This is a genomic window from Rheinheimera pleomorphica (assembly GCF_011634895.1).
GTDB classification, from domain to species: domain Bacteria; phylum Pseudomonadota; class Gammaproteobacteria; order Enterobacterales; family Alteromonadaceae; genus Alishewanella; species Alishewanella pleomorphica.
In genome coordinates, this window is the sequence record NZ_SIRR01000003.1 from 75,026 (window position 1) to 97,854 (window position 22,829).

Consider the following 22,829-nt stretch of genomic DNA (forward strand, 5'->3'; position numbering starts at 1 on the left):
CGATAACAATGACGACTGACAGCAACCCCAAACCCAGCACGCCAGAGTTTGAAGCCTGGCTGTTGGCCAAGGCGCAAAAATGGTCTGATGAATTGTTTACCGCTGAAATACCCGAAGAGCTGGCTCATGTTGATAGTGGCATAATGGCCGGTCTGCGCAGTTGGGCGGATGTTATGCCAGAAAAAACTATCGCCGAAGATATCGCCATTGATAAGGCGCATAAGCGCATGCACCTTAAAGTGGTTAAATAACAAGCTGGTATGCGTGGTTCATGTCTTCAGTGGCATTAAGATCAGTTCCCGGGTTATGGCACTTTGTTGCTTTTTCGCCCTTTAGCGGCTTTTTCGCCGCCGCCAGGGTTTCGCTTTTTTGGCCGCCGTGCCGGGTTTGGGTTTGCCGGGGGTATTTATCGGCAGTTGTGTGGCTGGTTCAATTTTGGCCACTAGCAGCATTATCAACACCACCACTGCGGCTGTCGCGAAGGCATACAGGGTATTGCGGTAATCGCGGCCTTGTCGCTGGTTAAAGGGGTCATGCCGGGCCCTGAGTACCAGCGGTTGGCTGGCTGCAGCGGTGGCGGGGATAATTTTTTGCAGCGCTTTTAAGTCATCAGACAGGCGCAGGCGTTCAAAGTAACTGACCTGGTGCAGGTCTAACCGGGCAAACTGCTGCGTTGCTTCGGCGTAGAAACGCTGTTGTTCCAGTTGGCGTGGTGATTCTTCAAAGCTTGGGTCGTAGCTGCGCGAATACAGCATGGCGTACCAAAGGTTATCTGACTGGCTAAACGGGCAAATATAGTGGCTGTGAAAGTAGTAAGTCGTGCCGCCTCTGGTGCTGGTTGAATTGGTAAATTGTGTATTGCGACAGCGGCTGCGCTGTACGCTAAATGCTTTTATATCAAAGTATTGCTCAGTTGGCTGGCGCACGGCGTCGTTAACGTGTTGCAGTGGGATTAAAGAAAACGGCGCACTGACCAGGTTAAACTGACTAACAACGATAACACCAGCTATAGAGAAGTTGATCACAAAGTAATAGACAAAATAGTCGTCTTTTTGCCAGCCATTGCCACGCAATAGCCTAATGCGCCGCTTTAACCACAGCGGTATACATAGCCAGGGCAATAGCATGGGCAGCCATAAGTCCAGCATCTCAGTGGTAAGTGGAATGACACCCAGTTTGATATCCAGCAGCCAGCGGCCGAGGTTGTAGCTGGCCAGCAGCGCCAGGCTAAACAGCAGATAAGGCAAATAGAGTTGGCTTAATTTTAACTTTAAGGCGTGCATGACAGACTATTGTGGCCGGATACTGGGTTGAAAATACCGTTTTAACATAGCTAAGCGGTTGGTGTACATCATCGTAAAACAACACAATTATCACTGGCCCGGCGAATTTTGATAAGTTATGTTATTGCCATATATCAATAGTTTAATTTCTGAAATTCTATGAAACGTAAAACAACCTTGTTGCTTATTTCTTTTTCTAGCGCATTGATCTTAGGCGTTTGGTTGGGGGGCTGGTATGTCGGAACCCAACAGGGGCTGATTAAGGCATTTACCAGCCAGCCATTGGCTGATGTGTTTTCCAGTGTTAATGCGCTTTTTGCCGGCTTTGCGTTTTGCGGTGTTATCTTAACGGTGTACTTACAAATTCAGGAGTTACAAGACACCCGTTTAGTGCTGGCCGAAACGGCAAAAGCGAACAAAACCACAGCAGACTACGCCAAAGAAAGCGCTATTGTTGATTTGTTTCAAACCTACTGCAGTGAGTACTTTCAAAACGTGAAGAATTCATCGATGAATGTACTCATACCGGCGATGGCGAGCCGGGAATATTTTGACTTTGTGATTAGCCGCTTTTTTGTTGCCAAGCAAATGGCGTTAACAGAACAGGTTTGGGCAAAAGTATCTAAGGTGAGTCGTTGTAAAAGTTATGAAGAGTTTAAAGCCACTGAACAGCATGACCGCTATAAGCTGGATGAATTAATTAATTTCTTCACTATCCTGGCATACCAGAAAGATGCCGGGGATGTGATAGCCCGCTGCGATTTTTCTTATTCATGGTGGCGGCCAATGTTCTGGATGATTGCACTGGCACAGGAGCTACGCTACCAAAGTAACGAAACGGTGCGTCTTTATGGCACCGCATTATATTTTAAAGACGTGGTAAAAAAGCTTGATCAGGCATACAACATGGCGCCGATTAATCATGCTGCAGACTTAATTGCATTAATTGGCGGCCATCCAAAGTTGGTAGAGCAGTACAAGTTAGATGAATTACATCTGAAACCAGAGTATTGGCAACACCACAGTCAAACACAGGACGAGGCTCAGGCAGATAGGTCTGTTAGGTCGACTTGATCATTGGTTAATGCTTGTATTAGCTATAACGGGTATGCACTTCTGTCTTTGCCGCTGTCATTAGTTTGTGCACCGGGCACTTATCGGCGATGGCGGCCAGTTGGCTTTTTTGCTCGTCGGTCAGGTTGCCCAACAGCTTAAGCTGCACGTTTAATACATAGGTACCTTGCACTTCGCGGCTGTTGTCGCGCGCTATGTCTATGTCGATATAATCCAGCGGCAGTTGTTTACGTTTGGCGTACATCATCACCGTAATGGCTTTACAGGCGGCCAGCGCAGCGTCGTAAAGATCATGTGGGTCGGGTGCGCTATCGTCGCCGCCCAAGTCTTTGCTGACATCGGCAAAAAGAGTGTGCTGATGAATGCGGATAGTCTGGCGGTAGATACCGCTGTCGCTTTTGCGTAATTGTATACTCATATGCTACCTGTGGTTAGTTAACAGCCTTACGGGTTTTGACAGTCTATACTGCACTGATGGTTGTTGGTCAGCTTTTTTCCGCCATTTGTCTCGGCTGTGCCGGTTTTCACTTGATTACATACAGTCTTGTATGTATATTCCCCGGCCTAACCTGCCCAAGCTGCACGTAACGCTTCAGGGTGGTGTCAAACAGGAGTGTGTATGGGTGTGAAACGTAAACTGGGCGCTGCGCTGGCGGCGATATTCGTATTGGCAGCATGCAGCGAGCCGCAGCAGGGCGCAGCACCGCAGGGGGCGCCGGCACCGCAAGTGGAGGTGGTAACGCTTGAACATAGCGCGCTGGCGCTGACGACTGAATTACCAGGCCGCACTACCGATTATCGTCAGGCTGAGATCCGGCCGCAGGTAAGCGGTATTTTGCAGCAGCGCTTGTTTACCGAGGGCCAGATGGTGGCAAAGGGCGATGTGCTGTACAAAATAGACGCGGCGCCTTACCAGGCCGCGCTGGCCAGTGCCAAAGCCAACTTACAAAGTGCTGAAGCGGTGGCGCATAATGCTGCGCTAAAGGCGAAACGGGTTAAAGGTTTGCTTGGCAGCAAGGCAGTAAGCCAGCAGGATTATGACGATGCCCAGGCGGCATTAATGCAAGCCGAGGCGGCGGTGGCCAGCAGCGAAGCGGCGCTACAAAGTGCGCAAATAAATTTGGCTTACACCACGATTACGGCGCCGATCAGCGGCCAGATTGGCCGATCCTTAGTGACGGAAGGTGCCTTGCTTACGGCAAACCAGACCCAGGTGTTGGCCAGCATTCGCCAGTTAGACCCCATCTATGTTGATTTAAACCAGTCGAGCAGTGAGCTGTTGAAATTAAAGCGGCAAATGCGCGGCGATGCCACAACAGAAGTGGCGGTAGACTTACTGCTGGATGACGACAGCCAGTATGCCCAGCAGGGCAGCCTGCAGTTTTCTGAGGTGAGTGTTGACCCCGGCACCGGTATGGTAACGCTAAGGGCGGTGTTCCCGAATAAGCAAGGCGATTTGCTGCCCGGCATGTTTGTGCGGGCACGGCTGCATCATGGTACCGATGAGCAGGCGCTGTTAGTACCGCAAGCCGCGGTTAGCCGCACGCCAAAAGGCCAGGCGTCGGTGTTAGTGGTTAACAGCAATAACGAAGTGGAAGCCCGTGTTATTGAAACCGGCCGTACGGTGGCGCAAAGCTGGCAGGTGTTGTCTGGTCTTACTGCCGGTGAGCGGGTGATCGTGGCTGGCTTGCAAAAAGTGCGGCCCGGTACACGGGTAAGTGTGGTGGCGGCGCAGGCTGCGGCTGACAGCCAGACTGTGGCACAATAAGGAGTCGCAGATGGCTAATTTTTTTATTAACAGACCCATTTTTGCCTGGGTTATTGCCATCGTTATTATGCTGGCCGGCTTGTTATCGATTAAACAGCTGCCGGTAGAGCAATACCCGCGCATTGCACCGCCGGCGATCAGTATCAGCGCCAGTTACCGCGGTGCCTCGGCACAAACGGCTGAAGATGCGGTAACACAGGTCATAGAGCAGGCGATGAACGGCCTGGACAACCTGATGTATATGTCGGCTAACTCCGACTCATCCGGCAATGTCAGCCTGACGCTAACCTTTGAAACCGGCACTGATGCCGACATTGCCTAGGTGCAGGTGCAAAACAAGCTGCAGCAGGCCTTACCGCTATTACCACAGGAAGTGCAACAAAACGGCGTGCGGGTGGCCAAATCCAATGGCGGTTTTTTAATGGTGGTCGGCTTTATCTCGGAAGATGGCAGCCTGGCGCGTGATGATATTGCCGATTTTGTCGTGGCCAATGTTAAAGACCCATTAAGCCGTACTTCAGGCGTGGGTAATGTACAGGTATTTGGCAGCCAGTATGCGATGCGGGTGTGGTTAGATGCCGATAAGTTAAACCAGTACCAGCTGACACCGGCCGATGTAACCGCCGCCATACGGGTGCAGAACAATCAGGTGACTGCCGGCCAGCTGGGCGGCGCGCCGGCCTTACCGGGCCAGCAGTTTAATGCGGCGATATTGGCGCAAACCCGGCTGACGTCGGCGGCAGAGTTTGGTCAGATCTTACTGAAAGTCAATGCCGACGGTGGCACGGTGAAGCTGTCTGATGTGGCGCGCATAGAACTGGGCGGTGAAGATTACTCGGTGATAGCCCGTTACAACGGCATGAATGCGACCGGCTTAGCCATAGAGCTGGCGACCGGCGCCAATGCACTGGACACTGCAGCTGCCGTTAAAGCCAAACTGGCCGAGCTGGAGCCGTATTTCCCTCAAGGGTTAAGCGCCGTTATTCCCTATGACACCACGCCCTTTGTCGAGGTGTCGATAAGCTCGGTAGTGCAAACCCTGATTGAAGCTATCATCTTAGTATTTTTGGTAATGTATCTGTTTTTACAGAACTTTCGCGCTACGTTGATCCCCACCCTGGCGGTACCGGTAGTACTGCTGGGCACCTTTGGCATTATGTCTGCCTTTGGTTTTACCATTAATACCCTGACCATGTTCGGTATGGTGCTGGCCATTGGCCTGCTGGTAGATGATGCCATAGTGGTAGTGGAAAACGTTGAGCGGGTGATGTCGGAGGAGGGCTTAGGCCCGGTAGAAGCCACGCGTAAATCGATGGGCCAGATCACCGGCGCACTGGTGGGCATAGGCCTGGTGTTATCGGCGGTGTTTGTGCCGATGGCATTTTTTGGCGGCGCCACCGGCGCGATTTACCAACAGTTCTCTATTACCATTGTCACTGCGATGGCGTTGTCGGTGCTGGTGGCGCTGATTTTTACCCCGGCGCTGTGCGCCACTATGCTAAAGCCGATCCACGGCGATCATCAGGCCAAAGCGGGCTTTTTTGGCTGGTTTAACCGCGGTTTTGACAGCACTAACCGTAATTATCAGCGCGGTGTCGCCGGTATGCTGGCCCGGCCGAAGCGTTCTATGCTGGTGTACGGCGCTATTGTATTGGTAATGGCCGTGATGTTTATGCGTTTGCCTACCTCGTTTTTACCGGAAGAAGATCAGGGCGTATTTTTATCGATGGTGCAGCTGCCCACCGGCGCCAGCCAGCAGCGCACTGAAGCGGTACTGGACAAAGTGTCGGCGCATTATGCCAGCGAAGACGCGGTGCAGTCGGTGTTTACCGTGTCAGGTTTTAGCTTTGCCGGCCGCGGCCAGAATATGGGCCTGGCCTTTGTGCGGTTAAAAGACTGGAGCGAGCGCGGCCCGGCCGACAGTGTACAAGCGGTGATTGGCCGCGCCTGGCGCTTTTTTGCTACGGTAAAAGAGGCACAGATTTTTGCCTTTAACCTGCCGCCCATTGCCGAGCTTGGCCGCGCGACCGGTTTCTCGCTGTTTTTACAAGACCGCGCTGGCCTGGGCCACGAGGCATTGCTTAATGCCCGTAACCAACTGCTGGGGATGGCGGCACAGCAGCCAAACCTGGTGGGCGTGCGCCCCAACGGTATGGAAGATGCGCCACAGCTGCAAATTAACGTCGATCAGCTAAAAGCCCAGGCGCTGGGCGTGGCGCTGAACGATATTAACCAGACGCTGGCCATTGGCTGGGGTTCAACCTATGTTAACGACTTTGTTGACCGTGGCCGGGTGAAGAAAGTGTATGTGCAGGCCGAGCCGGAGTTTCGTATGACGCCGGCAGATTTAGCGCGCTGGTATGTACGTAACCGCAGCGGCGAAATGGTGAGTTTTGCCTCTTTTGCCAGCAGTCACTGGATTTACGGCCCACAGCGGCTGGAGCGCTATAACGGCGTATCGGCAATGGAAATTCAGGGCGAGCCGGCGCCGGGTACCAGCTCGGGTGATGCGATGGCGACGATGGAGCAATTGATCAGCCAGTTACCCGCGGGCATTGGTTTTGAGTGGACGGCGACATCGTATCAGGAAAAGTTGTCCGGCTCGCAGGCGCCGGCGCTGTATGCGTTGTCTGTTTTAGTGGTGTTTTTATGTCTGGCGGCGCTGTATGAAAGCTGGAGTGTGCCCTTTGCCGTTATTCTGGTGGTACCGCTGGGTATTATTGGTGCGTTAATTGCTGCCTATATGCGTGGCCTGGGTAACGATGTGTACTTTCAGGTTGGCTTATTAACCACTATGGGGCTGGCATCGAAAAACGCCATCTTAATTGTGGAGTTTGCCCGCGAGTTGCAACAGCAAGGCAGAGAACTGACCGCGGCCATTCTGGAAGCCGTGCGGCTGCGCCTTAGGCCCATCATTATGACCTCGATGGCGTTTTCGCTTGGCGTACTGCCACTGGTGATAAGCTCCGGCGCCGGTTCAGCCAGCCGTAATGCCATTGGCACCGGCGTGCTGGGCGGCATGATCTCAGCTACCGTACTGGCGGTGTTTTTAGTACCGGTGTTTTATCTGGTGATTATGCGCATCTTTGCCGTTAAAAGTGCTGAGGTGGCGTATAACGCCGATAGCGCCCCGGCGAAATAGCCAATAAAAACGGGCAGTGTTTGCTGCCCGTTGTGTTAACGCTTTGTACCTTTACCGGCATTTCTGTCCCACGCAGACTTGCCGGTTTTTTTAGGCTTTTTTAGTGGCGTCTTACGCGCTGTACTACCAAGCCCATTAAGATACTGAGCAGCCACCAAGGCATACTGCCGCCAGAGCTTTCACCGCTGCTGGTAGCAGGTTTTGCCGTAACATTAATTTGCACCTGGTGCGCAGCGGTGGCACCCGCCGAATCGCTGATGTTGACCGTCAAACTGAGCAGACCGGCCGCGCTTAACGAGCCGGTGAGTAAGCCGGTCGAAGACAGGTTGATACCCTGTTGCGGGCTGGGTAACGCAAACTGCAGCTGTTGCCCTTCAGGGTCGGTAAAATGCTGGGCCAGTTCAAATTGCATCGCGTCTTCGGCTTCAATGCTAAAGGCCGGCGCTGTCTCTTTTGCCACTGGGGCTAAATTTAGCTGATAGCTAACTGGTGCTGCCACGGCCAGGCCTTGCTCATCTTCTGCTATGATCTGCAGGCTACCGCTGCTGACGGCCTGGCCATTAAACTGCAGCAGGTTAGCGTCAGTTAAACTGAAACTGTCGGCAGCGTTGCTAAGGCTAAAGGTTAAGCTTGTATCTTCGTCGTCAGCAAACAGGCTGGATACCGCCAACTGAAACGGCTGGCCCTGGTTAAGTGACAAGCTAAGCGCCCCCTGGCTGGGTACATAAGGCGCACTATTATGTGCTAACTGTATCAGGCGCTTTTGCCTGCTGTCATAGATACTCAGATTATTAACCAGTGGCAGTAGCGAGGGTTGCAATAAATTATACTCATCACGTAGCTGCTGGTTATTCAGCACCAAGGCGGTATGCCAGATGCCAGAGGTGTGATCCAGCTCCATAACGTGCATCGTGGTATGTAATTTCAGCGCCATAAAACGCTGTCCTATGGTTGTCCATTGTGTAATGCTTTGCGGCAGATTCCGGGTAGTATTTAGCGACAGTGCGCCGTCTGCGGCAACGCTAAAGCTATGTATATCGGAGGAACCGAGCAAAGTGACAATATTATCGTGCACTATTTTGCCGGACAGGTAGGGCAGGTACAGATCAGAGTAAAGATTTTTCTGCTGTAAACGCGCGTTGTCGATAGTGAAATGAGCAATTTGCTGGTTTTGCCCATCTACAGCGTAAATATGATTACCAACACTAAACAGCAGCTGTATTTCGCTAGCGCCGTTTATATCTGAGGCGCCCACCAAGACAGCGTCAATAAATTGTATTTGGTTATCCGGTGTTAGCTGCAGCAGAGTTAAGGTGTTGTAGTTGGCGTGCAGCAGGTAGTTGCCACTATGTGTAACGTTATCGCGATAACTGTATAGCTGGCTGCCATTTATGCCGCGTAAAGTTCCGCTGTTCAGTAACTGCAGCTGTGCGGTTTCAGGGTTAAGTTTCAGCACCGAATAGCTATCGTTAGCTAAGATAGCATAGATATTATCGCCAAAATGATGGCTGCTATAGCGTGAATAATAATGATCACGTCCCAGCATTGTTAGGGTTGAACCAGTTTGAGTCAGCTTTGGCATTCCGGCTGCGTCCAGCTGGAACAGTTGAACCTGATTGCCGGTTATCTGTAGCATGAAGTCGCTGTTCAGTGCGGCTAACTCATCATCGTTGGCAAAGTTCAGCATCCGGCCTTGCTGGCTGGCAGTGATGCTGGCGTTAACCTGCAGCGTATCAGCTGCCAGCTGTGTCAGGCCCAATTCGTTTAACAGCGCAATACTTTGGTTGTGAACGGCGAGGCTATTGTTGTTAACATGATTCAGGCTGTAGCTGCCTTTGGTTTGTAGGGTTTGGCGATCAAAAACGGCGAGTTGGTCGCCAGTGGACAGTAGAATATTCACCTCGTCCACAAAGCGGATATCATAATAATACCCGGCAAGAAAGTCGCCGGAATAGGTTTCGGTCAGCTGTTGGGTATCAGCGTCATAGGATAAGGTGGCACTGAATTCATCGTAACCGTAAAGGATATTCTGTCCGCTGGGGCTGAGAATGGCATAATTCGGGTTGTAGGCGCCATAAGGCCCTAACGGCAGTGGGTGACTGGCACTTTGCTGCCATTGTCCGCTATTATCTAAGCGGTACAGTTGCAGATGATATTGCTCGGTGTCCGGATTATATTGCGTAAAGGTCATTACACCATTGGCCAGGCCCAGATAAGAGGCATATTCTGTCAGGTTTAATGTATCCAGGGGCGTTATTACACCAGTGCTACTGTCGATGGCATAGCTATTTATCTGGTAGCCGTAGTTAACCGCTAAAGCATTACTACTGATTTGTATCTCATTGATGTAACCCATTTCAAACTCGCTGCGCGAATTCAGCTGTGGGCTGTACTGCGGATCCATTGGTAGGGTAATGGCTTTACCATTTACCACGTAGATCAGCCATAAATCAGCCTCGGATATGATCAGATGCTGAATATAGTCATTATCATTAAGGCCCAGCTCTGGCAGCCTTACTTCGTGTAATAACTGATATTGATTGTTTTCTACACTATAGATGGCGATACCCTGCTGGCTGGCAATAGCCGTTACTTTATTACCCTGAGCCACAATATTGGCGTAGCCAAGAATACTTTCGGTCAGTTCGCTGCCCAGCGTTAAGCTAATAGACTCGCCCAGATAGTCTTGGCTTTGTACAGTATGGTTGGCAATAAACTGCGGGGCCAAGGTTGTCGCGGCCTGCGCTGGCCACAGTGCAAGCAACGCACCGGCTAGAAAAACGGTTCGCATCATTTGAAATCCTGATAGTGATCATTAACTGGGGAGCCGCAACAAAGTGCATTCGCCATCACTGGCAAAAGGGCGTCCATTTTATTGTTATGTAGCTAGTTAAAGCTGGCGGAATGCTAGCAACTAAATAATATCAAGTAAATGGAGTGGAAATTATTTTCTGCCGGTCTGCGTCAGGCTTGTTTCAGGCCCTGCAGCATAGTATCTATCAGCGCCGGTGCGTGCTGGCGTAAGTCGCATTGCTGCGGTTTAAGCAAAAAGTGGCTGATAATACCGCCGACATACATGTGCATCGACATCGCGGCTAAGCGTGGCGATACGCCATCACGTAAAGTGCCGGCGGCGGCTGCACGTTCAAAGGCGCGTTGCAGCACCGTTACTGCCTGCTCGTCCAACTGGTCCTGGGCATTTACCGCCGGGTTTAGCTCGTCAATATACTCGCAGCGGTGAAACACTATGGTCAGCACCCTGTGGTGCTGCTCGCTACCGGCAATCAGTTGCAAACCGCTGATATACAGCTGACGGATCTGCTCAAAAGGTTCAGCTGAGGTGTTGTTGTCCAGTGCTTCCAGCATATGCTGAAACGGCAGCCGCACCCGCTCTAGCATGGCGTTAAATAAATCGGCTTTATTCTGGAAATGCCAGTAGATGGCGCCGCGGGTTACGTTGGCCGCCGCGGCAATTTTTTCCAGCGTGGTACGGGATACGCCATGCTGATAAAACAGCACTTCGGCCGCATCTAAAATGGCAGCGCGGGTGCTTTCGGCTTCGGCTTTGGTACGTCTGGCCATGTCACAATCTCTAACAGCTATCGGTGGTTAAACTGACAGCATGTTAGCATAAGTTGCGTGTTCAAGCTTTAGCTAATACGAGGCGGCACAGTAAACAGCGCTTCCGCTATAGCTGAGCGCCTTTTTAGCCCGGCATTTATTTTTACAGCCTTGTTTAACCTGATGATTTGCCCGTTTAGTGATGGTTATAGGCGGTGTAAACCCTTTATATTGTTAGACGGCGTATTCTTAGTGTCAGTTTTATTTACAACCTTAAGTAATGGATTGCTAAGCTTTATTTTAAGGTGTTGATTAATAGCTATATTTAACTTTGGACTGATAATTGCTTGGTAAGCTTAGCATTTTGTCTTTTAAAAGGTTGTATGCATTGAAAAAACTTACTTTAATTGCGCTGTTTACCCTCGCTTGTAAGGTTAACGCCGGTATTATTCCTGTTGGTGTACAAAACGATATTGCTATTAGCCAGGTGACCGCTGATTGGGGTTGGACCTTGTGCTATCAGGGCACTTATGCCAGCTCAGTATCGGTTGCCAATATGTTTTCTGCTTGTAATGGTGACTATGTGATGCTGGCGTCTGAACTTAACGGTTCAGGGGTGCTGGATGTGCTGGCCGCGGCATTATTTACCGATGTCACCACCTATACGCCGTATAACACTACACATACTGCCAACGATGTGAACTGGTACTTTAACGGTGGCTCTATGGGCTTTGCCGGTTTAGGTGACAGTATTTACCAAAGTTCAGCTGATATTGAAGGCAGCAGCTGGCGTGGCACACCGGAAAATGATCGCCTGAGCTGGCATACGATGGGCGGATATAACTCCTTACCAACAGCGGTAGCTGGCGGCTGGCGTAGTGGCACTAATATTACCCTAAATGGTGCAACAAACTGGAACCGGTTGGTGTTTACTGCAAATGCCAGCGCGGCACCGGCTGCAGTGCCCGAGCCGGCGTCTGTAGCGATGTTTGGCTTAGGCTTGCTGGCGTTATCCGGCTTACGCCGGCGCAAAGCGCGCTAAGCTGCAGCATAATTAAATGCTGATCTGAAAAAGCCCTGAGATATCAGGGCTTTTTTTATTGTGGTTTAACGTACAACAAAATCAAAATAGGTGTCGGTGTAGGCCGGTGGCTGATGGGTAAAATGCCACCATTCCATGCTGTATACCTTAAAGCCGCCCTGTTGCATTACGTTTTCCAGTAATTGGCGGTTAGCCGTTTGTTCAGCACTGATACCGGTGGCGCCAACATTGGATATCGGATCGAACATATCAAAGGGCGAGCCCATATCAATTGGCCGCCAGCTGCCTTGCTCGTCTTGTTTGGCCAGGGTGAGGTCAATTGTACTACCGCGGCTATGGCCGGATTTCTCGGCGATATATTCACCCACCAGCTGGTCTTTACCCAGGTTAGGGTAGTACTGCGCCTTGGTGCGGGTGTCGGTTAAATCGGCCGCCCAGCGCATAAAATGGTTTACTGCCCTTTGTGGCCGGTAACAATCGAAAATCCACAAACTATAGCCTTGGGCCAGCGCCGCTTGTTGTACTTTGACTAATGCCTGGGCGGCGTTTTGCTGCAGATAGCATTTGTTGGCCTGGTAACCGTCCACCCGGGTGCCAACAAAGTTGTGCTGGCCAACATAGGCCATCTGTATTTGCACTGAAGGTATCAGGCTGGCAACGTCAACAAAATCAGCAGGGATGTTATTGGCGCTTACAGTGCTGCTTAATATCAGCGCCAGGCTGGCTACGGCTGTTTTCATTTTCGGCTCCGGGTTAAATCATCATCAGGCCTGCGGCCAAAAAGGCCAGCAGCGCCAACACACCACAACATAGCGCATAGGGCAGCTGGGTTTTTACGTGTTCAAGTAAGTCACAGCCTGATGCCACTGAACTGACCGCGGTACTGTCAGAAATGGGCGAACAATGATCGCCAAACACACCCCCGCTGAGTATTGCTGCCAGCAGCAGCGACGGTGGCAGGCCCAGCAGTTCAACCATCGGCATACCAATCGGAATGAGAATAGCAAAGGTGCCCCAGCTGGTGCCGGTGGTAAAAGAAATAAGCGCGCCGGCTAAAAACAACAGCGCCGGAATTAGCACCAACGGCAGGCTGTCGTTAACAATAGAAGCGATAAAAGTGCCGGTACCGAGCAGTTTTAAGCTACTGCCCAGCGCCAGTGACAGTAAGACTATGGTAACCAGCGGCAGCAATTCGCTCATGCCTTTAAAGCCAATATCGACCAGTTGCTGATGTTTAAAGCGCTTGCTTAGCAGCATCATGCAATAAGCCACTAAGCAGGCCAATGTGGTGGCGTACAGCACTGACTGTGAACCCGAGCCTGCTACCAGCCGGCCATTACCGGTCAGCAACATAAAACCCAGCATCGACGCCACCAGCGTTAGCAGCGGTACCAGCATAAAAGCGGGCTTGCTGGCAGGGACATCAATTTCGGTGTGGGCAGCCAGCGTATGCAGCTGCTGCTCTGACTTACGCATAGGGCCGTATACCTTGCCGCTGATAATGGTGTATAGCACCAGCGCCAGTGTAAACAGGGCATAAAAATTCAGCGGTATAGTGCCAATAAGCACACTGATGGCGTTGTCGCCTAGCGAATAGGTGCTGAGCAGGCCCAGAATATAAGCGCCCCAGCCGTTTAGCAGAATAATAATACAGATAGGCGCGCTGGTACTGTCGATAATATACGCCAGCCGGGCGCGGCTCATTTTAAACTTGTCGAATAAACCGCGCGAGCTGATACCGGCGGTCAGCGAGCTGAGGTTAGATTCAATAAAGGTGACTGAACTGATAAAAAAGGTCAGTAAGCCGGCCTGGCGCGGCGTTTTGGCAATGCCTTTTTCTACCAGCATTTTTACCGTGGCCGACACACCGCCGGAGTCGCGCATATAGGCCAGCAAGCCACCCACCAGCAAAGAAAACATCAGAATACGGGCGTTATCGCCATCGCGGGTCACGGCCACTATGCGCTCCAGCGTGGCTATGCTGCCATCCAGCAGCAATATAGGCGCGCTGCTTTGGCCGGCTTGCAAAAAAATCAGCAGTTCAGCGGTGCACAGTGATAACAGCAAGGCGAGGATCACTTCTTTGCGCCACAACACCACGATAATTGCTACCAGCGCCGGTAGCAGGGTTAGCCAATCAGCCAAAATGGCCTCCTGTCATTATTATTGTAATTTGCTTTAATACTGAATAATTTATACAGATTGTGTCGCGCCGCCGCAAGTGTTTCGCACACAGCGCCTTGCGATAGCCGGTTGTACAGGCCGGTTCACTGCCCGGCGACTGACTTGCAATTGTTAACAGTATTGCGCCATGCTAACAGCTTTACGGCTAAGTAAAGGGTGTTGTATGCAGCGCTTCAGCAACGGGCTACTGGTGGCCATGATGGGGGTAGCGATGGCCTTGGCGGCCATGGCGTTTAAAACAGAGGCAGAGCAGGTGATAGCACAGCAAGGGTTAACCGCACAGCACTATTTGCAGATAAAAGCAGCGGGCCTGGATAAGGCGCAGCTGACTTACGCCGATATAGCGCCACTGCTGCAACAACAGCAACACAACCCGGCACTACGCTTTAGCCAGCTGGGGCAGTCGCTGCTGGGCACACCGATATGGCAAATTGATATCGGTAATGGGCCGGTAAAGGTGCTGGCCTGGTCACAAATGCATGGCGATGAATCTACCGCCACGGCGTCGCTGCTGGACTTGCTGGCGCTGCTGTCGACAGCAGAAGGCCAGCACTGGCTGCAAGGCTGGCAGGATAAGCTAACGCTAAGAGTGATCCCTATGCTGAACCCTGATGGCGCAGCGGTCGGTTCGCGCTTTAACAGCATGGGTATTGATATTAACCGTGACGCCAGGGCGCTGCAAACGCCGGAGGGCAGGCTGTTAATGCAGGCGGCAAAGGCCTTCAAACCCGATTTTGGCCTCAACCTGCATGATCAAAACCGTTTTCATGCTGTTGGCGACAGCCATAAGCAGGCAACGATATCCTTGCTGGCGCCGGCGTTTAATGCCGCTAAAGATATTGATGCCGCGCGCAGTAAAGCCATGCAGCTTATTGCTGACATGGCGCAAGTGCTGGCGCATGAACTACCGGGCCATCTGGCAAAATATGATGACACTTTCTCCTGGCGCTCGTTTGGTGATACCTTCGCCGGTATGGGCATCAGCACCGTATTGATAGAAGCAGGCGGCCACCCGGCCGATGACAACCGTCAGGTAGCCCGGCGGCTGATTAGCCAGCTGCTGGTGATGAGCCTGAACAGCATTGCCAGTGATGCTTACCGGCAACAGCCATTGACGGCGTATCAGCAGATCCCGTTTAACCGCGACGGCGGCATTAAAGATTTGCTGATTGATAAGCTGCAAATCGCCAGCAACGGCCAAACGGCACAGGTTGATCTGGCTATCGATTTAGACATTGAGGCTGCTAAGCACGCCCGTATCCGTGACCTGGGTGATTTATCTATTTATGGCAGTTACCATCGGTTTAATGCCTCGGGTTTGCAGTATCAGGCACCGAAAGCCTATGCGCTAAGCCAGCCATTGGCGTTGGACGAGGCCGGTTATATCGCGTTGTTGCGCCAGGGCTACAGCCACTTTAGTGGCGATGCCAGCCTGCTGACACTTAACACCAGTTTACCGGTGCTGGTTAACCCGAAGCGTTTGCCAGGTGACACACCACAGCGCCAGCACAGCGCGACGTTTTTACTGGTCAATGCTGACGGGGTGCAACTGGCGCTGTTAAATGGTCAGTTGCTGGATTTAGCCAGCGCGACACTGTTAAACCCACTGGGCACCTGAAACCCAAGCTGAGCGGCTTTGCTATACTAAGCAGGTTTTTATAACTGCCGGACGTGAGGATAGGATGAAATATATTACGCTAATGCTGTTAGCCGCCACATTTACCGCCAGCGCGGCTGATAACCAAACCATACATTGCCAGTTGGGCGAGGCGGTGCGCATTATTGAAGTGGTATACCCGCAAGGCGGTGAATTACCGTGCGAGGTGCAGTACAGCAAAGACGGTGCAACCTCAGTGCTGTGGCAGGCGAATAATGAAACCGGCTATTGTGAACAGAAAGCGGCAGAGTTCGCTGAAAAACAGCGCGGCTGGGGCTGGCAGTGTGTCACCACCACCAGCGCTAAAGCCGCAAGCGAGACACCTTAGGCTTATTTTCTCAGCTGTTGCGTCCATTTTTGCAGCGCAGCCAGTTGTTTAATAATCAGGGCCTGAATGCGCTCGTCAGTCAGGTTACCGTCGGTATCAAAGCTGCCGCTAAAGGCGTTAGCAAAGACCTCTGGTTGATTCAGCGGCTGCAGGTTAAGGTAAACACACACCTGGCGCAGGTGATACTGCGCCCGGCTGGTGCCCATGCCACCACCGGCGCCCATAATGGCCACCGGCTTGCCGCTGAGTAAATGGTTATCGGCTTCACGTGAGGCCCAATCCAGTGCGTTTTTCAATGCCGGAGCCAGTGAATAATTGTACTCCGGGCAGCCCAATAGCAAGGCGTCGGCGGCGGCAAGCTGTTTTAGTAGTTGTTCTACTGCCACGGGCTTTTCGGCCAGATCAGCATTATAAAATGGCATATCGAGTAGATCGGCAAGATGGATCTTCATGCCGTCCGGGGCATTGGCCTGAGCAAAGCGGATCAGGCCGCGGTTAGTTGATTTAGCGCGTAAGCTGCCGCAAATGGCCAGTACATTTATCGTCATTCTTATTTCCTCAGGCGGTGGTATCTGTGCTTCAGTGTAGTTCAGAGTTAACATCGCTGCTTTAATTCAAAAAAATTGAACCTTTAGCGCAAATTATTCCGCTTTTAGCCGAATGCTACGCAGGCTAAGCTGGCTATATCAATAGTTAGCGGGAGAGCATCATGTTTGAACTTCGTAAAGCACAGCAGCGTGGTAAAGCCGATTTTGGCTGGTTGCAAAGCTATCATAGCTTTTCGTTTGCCAGTTATTACGATCCGGCGCAGATGGGGTTTTCTGCGTTACGGGTCATTAATGACGATACGGTAGCGCCGGGAGCGGGCTTTGATACCCATGGCCACAAAGATATGGAAATTTTAAGCCTGGTGCTTGAGGGCAATATTGCCCATAAAGACTCGGCCGGTAATACCGAAGTGCTGCCGGCCGGTGAATTTCAGCTAATGAGTGCCGGTCGTGGCATTTATCACAGTGAATTTAATGCCAGTGCCACAGAACCGCTGAAGTTTTTACAGATCTGGCTACAACCTAATCAGCTGGGCGGCGCGCCGGGCTACCAGCAAAAAGCCTTTGGCCAGCGTGAAGGCTTAACGTTAATTTTGTCACCGGATGGCCGTGACGGCAGCTTAACGTTGCGCCAGGACGCGCTGTTGTATCAGCTGATCCTGGCCGATGGTGCGCAGCACAGCCTGCCACTGGCAGTGGGGCGTAAGCTGTATTTGCATCTGATCAGTGGCGAGCTGAATATGGCCGGCTATAAACTGCAACCGGGTGATGGTATTAAAGTGAGTGATGAAACCCAGCTCAGCGTTAGTGCCAGTGGTGCGGTAAAAGCCCTGGTGTTCGATTTGCCCTGAGCCTGTGCCCCGCGTTGTTAACGCCTGCCCGCAGTGTGTCGCGGCCGCTGATTCAGTTGGCATACAGCGGGCGCCAGGCATTACTACAGGTAGCGGCTGAACGGGCAGCGCCTGTGGCCAACGGATATCAAACAAGGAGGCAGAATGCTAAAGCCAGCGGTAATCCTATGCACGTCTTTACTCATACTCGGTTGCGAGCCTGGCGTACCCACTGCCACACCCAGTGCCGGGCCAGCCAAGGCGATAGCCGATGCAGCGCATAACGCCCGCAACAGTCTGGACTGGGCCGGCAGCTATCAGGGTATGTTGCCCTGTGCCGACTGTGAGGCGATCAATACCACACTAACGTTGTATCACGATGGCCGTTATCAACTGCAACAGCTATACGTTGGTAAGTCCACTGCGCCGTTTGTGCAGCAAGGCCAATTTAGCTGGAACCCTGCCGGCAGCACTGTATTACTGGATGGCGGGGAGGCACAGCAGTTTTTTGTTGGTGAGAACCAATTGTTTATGCTGGATCAGCAAGGTAACCGCATTGAAGGTGAATTAGCGGCGCGTTACCGCTTAGCCAAGCAGCAAGGTTAGCAGGCAAGGCCGCGTCAGCAACACGCATTAGGGCGGATAGAGCAGATACGGCTGGCGTTGCCGGCGAAAGTGTTGCAGCCCGGCCTGCCAGCTGGCACGGATCTCGGTTTGGCTCAGCCCTTGTTCTATCTGCAGCCGCAGCTGGTCAGTACCAGCCAGTTTATCCATAAAAGCCGGCGCTGTGAAAAACACCTCGTTATGCTGCTTAAACAGCGCGTGCCAGCGCAGCAGATAGTCTAAATTCAGCCCTTTGGCCGCGACGTGGCGCAGGTCTTCCCCCAGCAGCGCTTTGTTCATCAGTGGCGGTGTCAGTGCCGCGCCTGGTGTTGATACCGGCATAAACTGAAAATTACCCAGGCCAAATTTATCATAGCCGATAACCTGAAATGGGAAGGCGGTGCCGCGGCCAATACTGAGCGGTGTGGCTTCAAAAAAGCCCAGTGACGGATACAGTGCCACTGCCTGGCTGTTCGGCAGGTTGGGGCTGGGTTTGACCGGTAGCGTATAAGGCATATCGCGGCGGTAGCGCGCAACAGGCACCACGCTAAGCTGCAGCGTGTCGGCAGCGTTAATCCAGCCTTCGCCTTTAATCATCAGTGCCAGCTCGGCCACTGTCATACCGTGCAGCAGCGGAATTGGGTGCATACCAACAAAAGACTGAAAGGCAGGGTCCAGCAATGGGCCATCAACATAGGCCCCGTTCGGATTGGGTCTGTCCAGTATCAGCATTTCTACATCATGGGTGGCAGCGGCCTGCATCATATAGTGCATTGAGCTGATGTAGGTGTAATAGCGCACGCCAACATCCTGGATATCAAAAATGACAATATCCAGCTGTTGCATTTGCGCAGCTGTGGGCGCTTTGCTGGCGCCGTATAGCGACCACAGCGGCAAACCGGTTTTGCTGTCGGTGCCACTGCGGATATGGGCACCGGCGTCATGATCGCCGCGAAAGCCATGCTCGGGGGCAAAAATGCTGACAATATTGACGTTATGCGCCAGCAACACATCAACCAGATGCTGGTCGCCAATCCGCGATGTTTGGTTAACCAGCAGGCCAACTCTTTTACCCTGCAATAAGGGTAAATACTGCGTTAGCTGCTCTGCACCGGTTTGCAGCGGCGCCACAGGCACCCGGTCTGTAGCCGCCTCAATGTCAGCCTGACAGGCCAGCAAGCAGCTAAGTAACATTACCAGCAGTATGGCTCTCATGGCTTTGTCACCTGTGGCAGGGCTTTACGAATAAAGCCTTGCTGTTGCACCAGCTGAGCACGGCAGGCGTCAATGCTCTGGCCACTAAGTAGATGCAAAATGGCCAGCTTGGCGCTCATATCGGCTGCTTTTAACGCTTCCCGCGCCGTTTGCGCCGGGCAATCGGTGGCCTGCATCACAATGCGCACGGCACGGGCCACCAGCTTTTCATTGCTGGCGTGTAAATCTACCATCAGGTTCTGGTACACTTTGCCGCTGCGGATCATGGCCGTGGTCGTCAACATATTTAAAATCAGTTTTTGTGCCGTGCCTGCTTTCATCCGGGTTGAGCCGGTAACCACCTCGGGCCCGACGACGGCGCAAATGCCGGTGTCGGCCGCGCTTAACACCGGCGCATCGGCATTGCAGCTGATAGCGGCGGTGTAACAGCCCAGGCTGCGGGCATAAGCCAGGCCGCCCAGTACATAAGGCGTGCGGCCACTGGCGGCGATGCCCACCAGAATATCATTCGGCGCCAGGTCAATCTGCTTTAGATCGGTGACGGCCAGCTGCGGGTCATCTTCGGCGCCTTCTACTGCCTTGTATACGGCACCCTGGCCGCCAGCAATTAACGCCACCACCTGCGACGCCGGTACACTGTAAGTGGGGGGGCATTCGACCGCGTCCAGTATGCCCAGCCGGCCACTGGTGCCGGCACCCAGATACACCAGGCGACCGCCGTTGGCAAAGGCGCTCACGATGCGGTCGGCAACCTGTGCTACCTGCTCCAGACAACCGGCGACACTGTGTGCCACGGTTTGGTCGGCGGCATTAATGCGCTGCACTATCTCCAGGCTGGACAGCAGATCGATATCCCAGCTGTCGGGGTTGCGCGCTTCTGAGCTCATGGCGTCCAGTTGTTGCAACAATGCATCCTGTTGAGTATTCGTCATGGCGTTATCCTGCAGAAGATGATGAAGAGATCAGTTGTTGTGCCAGTATGTGGCCACCGTCCAGTGCACTGCCGCGCGCCGCTTGCAGCAGGGCGCGAATGTCGGCGCTCAGCAAAGGGGCCGTGCTGTCGGCTAAACCGCCCAGCAACACCACCGGCAGTGCAAAGTGCTCGCGGGCGCAATACACTAACTGTTGCACCGCAGCAATATGACGCTGTTGCAGCATTTGCGCCACCGCGCAGCGGTCGCTGTAACGAAACACCAGCGGGGCAAGAGTGGCAAAATCGTTCGGGCTGGCGGTTTTTAACCAGGGCAGCAACGTGGCCGCATCATCACCAATTTGCCGGGCAACCTGCTGTAATAGCGGGCTTTGAATACCGGCCAGGCTGTCTAGTTGCCACAGCAGCTCACGCACGGTTTGTTTACCCAACCAGGCGCCGCCACCTTCATCGCCGATATTAAAGCCCCAGCCGCCAACTTGCTGCTCAACGCCATCAGCTTGCAGACGCATAGCAACTGAGCCTGTGCCCAAAGCGACCACCAGCACCGGCTGGCCCAGATTAGCGCCATATAACGATGTGCGGGCGTCAGTGGTAAGCAATAGCTGTTGATACTGGCGTTGTAATTGTTGCTGCGCCTGCTGTTGCTGTTGTGGGTTGCCGGCACCGGCCAGCCCCATCACGGCGACCAGCTGCCGGCTATCAACACCGGCTTGCTGACATAAACTGTGGCTTAGCAAATTAATATTGGCCAGTGCCTGGGAAAAGTCATTGGTCAGTGAGGCCGGGCCAGCCTGTTGTTGCCATTGCTGGCCGGTGCTGCTGTTGCTAAGCCGGGCCAGGGTTTTGCTGCCACCGCCGTCAACTGTCAGGATCCACATGTTGTTACTCCTTGCCGGCCGTTGTTGGTGCTGCTTTGCCGGCCAGACACACCAGCGTGGCGATTACAGTGCCAATACACAACTGCCAGGTAAAACCTAAGTCCAGTGCCGCCAGCGGCGGGCTAAGTTGGTGCAGAATATAAGGTTGCAGCAACAGGGTCACGCAAAATCCGCTGAGCAGTGCCGCTGTTACCGAATAGCGGTTGCCGCGTTTACTAAACAGGGCGGTAAAGAACACGCCGAGCAAACCGCTGTAAGAAAACACCATTACGCTTAACGCAAACGCCAGCAATGGCATATCAGAGTATTGCTGCCAGTAAAAACAGACTATGGCCATTAATGACAGTGTCAGGGCGGTAAAGAGCATGCCGAACTGGCCGGCACGGACAAAATGCCGGGCGCCGGTATCAGGCCGGCGTGCCAGGCGCCAGGGCTTATACATATCGGCAACCAGTACGGATGACATAGAATTTAAGCCGGAGGTAATAGTGGATAACGCGGCGGCAATCACGCCCACTACCACCAGGCCACGCAGGCCGGACGGTAGCTCGTTGAGCACATAGTACATAAAGACGGTCACTTTTTCGCCGGCAAAGCTGTCGGCAAAACCCTGCGCGGGCTGGTATAGGTCGGCGCGCTGATAGAAGATATATAACAAAAAGCCGATCAGAATAAACACCAGCATAGTGGGGATCACCATAAGTGCCGAGCTCAGCAGCGCCCGGGCACCGGCTTTATTGTCTTTGCAGGTCAGCACGCGCTGGGTCATATCCTGATCCAGGCCAAAGGCGGCAATATTCAATAAAATAAACCCGGTTAATGCCGAATACATATTAAACACCCCGCCAGAGCTGACATCAAAGCGCCAGTCAAATAACAGTAGCTTAGAGGGGCCGCCTTCGGCTGGCTGCGCCAATGCCTGCAGCAGGGTTGCCAGGTCCAGGCCCAGGCTGTGGTATAAAAAGCCCAGCACCAGCAGGGCAGCCAGCACATACACCGCGCATTGCAGTGCGTCGGTATAGATCACCGAGCGAATACCGCCGGCCACGGTGCAGGCCAGGCCAATAAGTGCCAACAGCACGATAGCTGCCAGCACACTGCTGGCCTGAATGTTATTAAACAACAACATAGCAACAGCAATAGCTGCCATATACAAGCGGGCGCCACTGGCAAATACCCGGCCAAACAAATACATTTTGCCGGCATGGTCCTTCGCACTGGCGCCAAAGCGCTGTTCCAGTAGTTCGTACACAGTGGTAACTTTTAGCTGGTAGTAGCGTGGCAGCAAAAATTTAATCACAATAAAAGTGGCGATCAAGGCGCCAATATTGGTGGCCAGATAGGTTAAATTGCCACGAAAGCCCATATCGGGCCCACCAAGAAAGGTGGCAGCCGATTGTGAGGTCGCCAGTACCGATACGGCTACCACCCATACCGGCATACTGTTGCCGGCGAGAAAGTAATCGTCGCTGTTACCGGCTTTACGTCGGTTTACCCACCAGCCCAACAGGGCCAGCACGGCGAAATAGCCAAAAAATACCGTCCAGTCCAGTAACGTCAGTTGCATCTGTAGTATGTCCGGATAAAAAGTACTTAACCTTAACATACAGTCTACTGGGTGAGTAAAGTATTCATTTAAATATTTCTTGAATGAATAATTTATTTTTGTTGTACTGGCAGCTGCTTTCGTCACAATACCGGGATGCTGCTGTGATCTGTTTCAGGAACTTTATGTTATGTGTAGCGCGAATTTGTCTGTTTACTGTCAGCCTGTTCAGCTGC

General features: G+C 52.7%; 19 protein-coding genes and 1 pseudogene. 9 read left to right on the forward strand and 11 right to left on the reverse strand.

The window, feature by feature from the left end; genetic code table 11:
* The first annotated feature begins 8 nt into the window (after positions 1 to 8).
* Positions 9 to 251, forward strand: coding sequence for a hypothetical protein (locus tag EYB30_RS01495; RefSeq protein WP_166836295.1), 243 nt, complete (start codon positions 9 to 11; stop codon positions 249 to 251).
* A gap of 81 nt (positions 252 to 332) precedes the next feature.
* Here the strand turns inward: EYB30_RS01495 and EYB30_RS01500 are convergent, their stop codons facing one another.
* Positions 333 to 1,283: a hypothetical protein gene (locus tag EYB30_RS01500; RefSeq protein ID WP_166836297.1), complete on the reverse strand. Its 951-nt coding sequence runs from the start codon at positions 1,281 to 1,283 to the stop codon at positions 333 to 335.
* Positions 1,284 to 1,442: 159 nt separating this feature from the next.
* Between EYB30_RS01500 and EYB30_RS01505 the strand changes: the two genes are divergently transcribed.
* Complete coding sequence (locus tag EYB30_RS01505) at positions 1,443 to 2,357, forward strand: hypothetical protein (RefSeq protein WP_166836299.1); 915 nt, start codon at positions 1,443 to 1,445, stop codon at positions 2,355 to 2,357.
* Positions 2,358 to 2,376: 19 nt separating this feature from the next.
* Here the strand turns inward: EYB30_RS01505 and EYB30_RS01510 are convergent, their stop codons facing one another.
* Positions 2,377 to 2,775 (reverse strand): OsmC family protein, encoded by a 399-nt coding sequence (locus EYB30_RS01510; RefSeq protein WP_166836301.1) that lies wholly within the window; start codon positions 2,773 to 2,775, stop codon positions 2,377 to 2,379.
* Positions 2,776 to 2,976: 201 nt separating this feature from the next.
* Here EYB30_RS01510 and EYB30_RS01515 point away from each other — a divergent pair, with 201 nt between their 5' ends.
* The gene (locus EYB30_RS01515) at positions 2,977 to 4,125 is read left to right on the forward strand and encodes an efflux RND transporter periplasmic adaptor subunit (RefSeq protein ID WP_166836303.1); all 1,149 of its coding nucleotides are present in this window, start codon (positions 2,977 to 2,979) and stop codon (positions 4,123 to 4,125) included.
* Between the two features lie 10 nt (positions 4,126 to 4,135).
* Positions 4,136 to 7,267, forward strand: a pseudogene (locus EYB30_RS01520) (efflux RND transporter permease subunit).
* A gap of 100 nt (positions 7,268 to 7,367) precedes the next feature.
* Here EYB30_RS01520 and EYB30_RS01525 read toward each other — a convergent pair.
* Together EYB30_RS01525 and EYB30_RS01530 are read right to left on the reverse strand one after the other, a co-directional pair.
* Entirely contained in the window at positions 7,368 to 10,061 is a 2,694-nt protein-coding gene (locus EYB30_RS01525; RefSeq protein ID WP_166836305.1) for an Ig-like domain-containing protein, read from the reverse strand.
* Positions 10,062 to 10,231: 170 nt separating this feature from the next.
* The gene (locus EYB30_RS01530) at positions 10,232 to 10,849 is read right to left on the reverse strand and encodes a TetR family transcriptional regulator (RefSeq protein ID WP_166836306.1); all 618 of its coding nucleotides are present in this window, start codon (positions 10,847 to 10,849) and stop codon (positions 10,232 to 10,234) included.
* 367 nt (positions 10,850 to 11,216) lie between these two features.
* Between EYB30_RS01530 and EYB30_RS01535 the strand changes: the two genes are divergently transcribed.
* Positions 11,217 to 11,870, forward strand: coding sequence for a PEP-CTERM sorting domain-containing protein (locus EYB30_RS01535; protein WP_206674541.1), 654 nt, complete (start codon positions 11,217 to 11,219; stop codon positions 11,868 to 11,870).
* A 65-nt stretch (positions 11,871 to 11,935) separates the two neighbouring features.
* On the opposite strand, the gene EYB30_RS01540 is transcribed toward EYB30_RS01535, so the two are convergent.
* Positions 11,936 to 12,610 carry a M15 family metallopeptidase gene (locus EYB30_RS01540; protein WP_166836307.1) on the reverse strand — a complete coding sequence of 225 codons (675 nt, stop codon included), beginning with the start codon at positions 12,608 to 12,610 and terminating at the stop codon, positions 11,936 to 11,938.
* Between the two features lie 13 nt (positions 12,611 to 12,623).
* Positions 12,624 to 14,015: a Na+/H+ antiporter NhaC family protein gene (locus EYB30_RS01545; protein ID WP_166836308.1), complete on the reverse strand. Its 1,392-nt coding sequence runs from the start codon at positions 14,013 to 14,015 to the stop codon at positions 12,624 to 12,626.
* Positions 14,016 to 14,217: 202 nt separating this feature from the next.
* Here EYB30_RS01545 and EYB30_RS01550 point away from each other — a divergent pair, with 202 nt between their 5' ends.
* Positions 14,218 to 15,672 (forward strand): M14 family zinc carboxypeptidase, encoded by a 1,455-nt coding sequence (locus tag EYB30_RS01550; protein ID WP_166836309.1) that lies wholly within the window; start codon positions 14,218 to 14,220, stop codon positions 15,670 to 15,672.
* 64 nt (positions 15,673 to 15,736) lie between these two features.
* A complete protein-coding gene (locus tag EYB30_RS01555) occupies positions 15,737 to 16,039 on the forward strand; it encodes a hypothetical protein (RefSeq protein ID WP_166836310.1) in 303 nt (100 codons plus the stop codon).
* A gap of 2 nt (positions 16,040 to 16,041) precedes the next feature.
* On the opposite strand, the gene EYB30_RS01560 is transcribed toward EYB30_RS01555, so the two are convergent.
* Positions 16,042 to 16,587, reverse strand: coding sequence for an NADPH-dependent FMN reductase (locus EYB30_RS01560; protein ID WP_166836311.1), 546 nt, complete (start codon positions 16,585 to 16,587; stop codon positions 16,042 to 16,044).
* A gap of 161 nt (positions 16,588 to 16,748) precedes the next feature.
* Here EYB30_RS01560 and EYB30_RS01565 point away from each other — a divergent pair, with 161 nt between their 5' ends.
* Both EYB30_RS01565 and EYB30_RS01570 read left to right on the forward strand, forming a co-directional pair.
* A complete protein-coding gene (locus tag EYB30_RS01565) occupies positions 16,749 to 17,438 on the forward strand; it encodes a pirin family protein (protein WP_166836312.1) in 690 nt (229 codons plus the stop codon).
* 144 nt (positions 17,439 to 17,582) lie between these two features.
* Positions 17,583 to 18,023 (forward strand): copper resistance protein NlpE, encoded by a 441-nt coding sequence (locus tag EYB30_RS01570; RefSeq protein WP_166836313.1) that lies wholly within the window; start codon positions 17,583 to 17,585, stop codon positions 18,021 to 18,023.
* A 27-nt stretch (positions 18,024 to 18,050) separates the two neighbouring features.
* On the opposite strand, the gene EYB30_RS01575 is transcribed toward EYB30_RS01570, so the two are convergent.
* The 4 genes from EYB30_RS01575 to EYB30_RS01590 are packed head-to-tail and all read right to left on the reverse strand — an operon-like array spanning position 18,051 to position 22,653.
* Positions 18,051 to 19,235, reverse strand: coding sequence for an exo-beta-N-acetylmuramidase NamZ family protein (locus tag EYB30_RS01575; protein WP_174978715.1), 1,185 nt, complete (start codon positions 19,233 to 19,235; stop codon positions 18,051 to 18,053).
* A complete protein-coding gene (murQ, locus tag EYB30_RS01580; RefSeq protein WP_166836314.1) occupies positions 19,232 to 20,167 on the reverse strand; it encodes an N-acetylmuramic acid 6-phosphate etherase in 936 nt (311 codons plus the stop codon). Before murQ ends, EYB30_RS01575 begins: the two co-directional genes overlap by 4 nt.
* Positions 20,168 to 20,171: 4 nt before the next feature.
* Positions 20,172 to 21,047 (reverse strand): glucosamine kinase nucleotide-binding domain-containing protein, encoded by an 876-nt coding sequence (locus EYB30_RS01585; protein WP_166836318.1) that lies wholly within the window; start codon positions 21,045 to 21,047, stop codon positions 20,172 to 20,174.
* A 4-nt stretch (positions 21,048 to 21,051) separates the two neighbouring features.
* Positions 21,052 to 22,653 carry a sodium:solute symporter gene (locus tag EYB30_RS01590; protein ID WP_241697933.1) on the reverse strand — a complete coding sequence of 534 codons (1,602 nt, stop codon included), beginning with the start codon at positions 22,651 to 22,653 and terminating at the stop codon, positions 21,052 to 21,054.
* Positions 22,654 to 22,829: the final 176 nt, after the last annotated feature.

What these genes read in the sequence shown, in the direction of transcription:
- EYB30_RS01495 (WP_166836295.1), top strand. Translation starts at nt 9, where the DNA reads ATGACGACTGACAGCAACCCCAAACCCAGCACGCCAGAGTTTGAAGCC.
- EYB30_RS01500 (WP_166836297.1), bottom strand. Translation starts at nt 1,283, where the DNA reads ATGCACGCCTTAAAGTTAAAATTAAGCCAACTCTATTTGCCTTATCTG.
- EYB30_RS01505 (WP_166836299.1), top strand. Translation starts at nt 1,443, where the DNA reads ATGAAACGTAAAACAACCTTGTTGCTTATTTCTTTTTCTAGCGCATTG.
- EYB30_RS01510 (WP_166836301.1), bottom strand. Translation starts at nt 2,775, where the DNA reads ATGAGTATACAATTACGCAAAAGCGACAGCGGTATCTACCGCCAGACT.
- EYB30_RS01515 (WP_166836303.1), top strand. Translation starts at nt 2,977, where the DNA reads ATGGGTGTGAAACGTAAACTGGGCGCTGCGCTGGCGGCGATATTCGTA.
- EYB30_RS01525 (WP_166836305.1), bottom strand. Translation starts at nt 10,061, where the DNA reads ATGATGCGAACCGTTTTTCTAGCCGGTGCGTTGCTTGCACTGTGGCCA.
- EYB30_RS01530 (WP_166836306.1), bottom strand. Translation starts at nt 10,849, where the DNA reads ATGGCCAGACGTACCAAAGCCGAAGCCGAAAGCACCCGCGCTGCCATT.
- EYB30_RS01540 (WP_166836307.1), bottom strand. Translation starts at nt 12,610, where the DNA reads ATGAAAACAGCCGTAGCCAGCCTGGCGCTGATATTAAGCAGCACTGTA.
- EYB30_RS01550 (WP_166836309.1), top strand. Translation starts at nt 14,218, where the DNA reads ATGCAGCGCTTCAGCAACGGGCTACTGGTGGCCATGATGGGGGTAGCG.
- EYB30_RS01555 (WP_166836310.1), top strand. Translation starts at nt 15,737, where the DNA reads ATGAAATATATTACGCTAATGCTGTTAGCCGCCACATTTACCGCCAGC.
- EYB30_RS01560 (WP_166836311.1), bottom strand. Translation starts at nt 16,587, where the DNA reads ATGACGATAAATGTACTGGCCATTTGCGGCAGCTTACGCGCTAAATCA.
- EYB30_RS01565 (WP_166836312.1), top strand. Translation starts at nt 16,749, where the DNA reads ATGTTTGAACTTCGTAAAGCACAGCAGCGTGGTAAAGCCGATTTTGGC.
- EYB30_RS01570 (WP_166836313.1), top strand. Translation starts at nt 17,583, where the DNA reads ATGCTAAAGCCAGCGGTAATCCTATGCACGTCTTTACTCATACTCGGT.
- EYB30_RS01575 (WP_174978715.1), bottom strand. Translation starts at nt 19,235, where the DNA reads ATGAGAGCCATACTGCTGGTAATGTTACTTAGCTGCTTGCTGGCCTGT.
- murQ (WP_166836314.1), bottom strand. Translation starts at nt 20,167, where the DNA reads ATGACGAATACTCAACAGGATGCATTGTTGCAACAACTGGACGCCATG.
- EYB30_RS01585 (WP_166836318.1), bottom strand. Translation starts at nt 21,047, where the DNA reads ATGTGGATCCTGACAGTTGACGGCGGTGGCAGCAAAACCCTGGCCCGG.
- EYB30_RS01590 (WP_241697933.1), bottom strand. Translation starts at nt 22,653, where the DNA reads ATGTTAAGGTTAAGTACTTTTTATCCGGACATACTACAGATGCAACTG.